Below are 298 nucleotides of genomic sequence, written 5' to 3'. Positions count from 1 at the left end.
CTCCTGCCCGATACTACTGATATTTCGGCATCATTGGGCGGCGTAGATAGCAATATAGCTGTACTCACCGTAACAAACGCAACGCCTACAGCACTCCGTATCGTGCCGGGTGATAGCGACTTGCCACTTAGGGTCGATGCAAATTATGAAGCAATGCTCGACTATTCGAATCAGACAACGCTTAATGTGACAGACCAGGTAGTCTGGTCATCGAGCAATCAAGAGATTGCTTCTATAAGCAATTCACCGAGTAATGAAGGCCGTGTGCATACGGTTAAGACCGGCACTACGGTCATAA

Annotated in this window: 1 protein-coding gene; it reads left to right on the top strand. The window is 48.0% G+C overall.

The genetic code is table 11. The features are described 5' to 3' along the window. Positions 1-298: Ig-like domain-containing protein (locus A3739_RS08240; RefSeq protein ID WP_156502473.1), on the top strand; the 298-nt coding region annotated here is incomplete at both ends.

Source organism: Oleiphilus sp. HI0067 (genome assembly GCF_001635735.1).
Note: the sequence above shows the minus strand (reverse complement) of the source record. Positions and strands in the feature narration are given on the sequence as shown.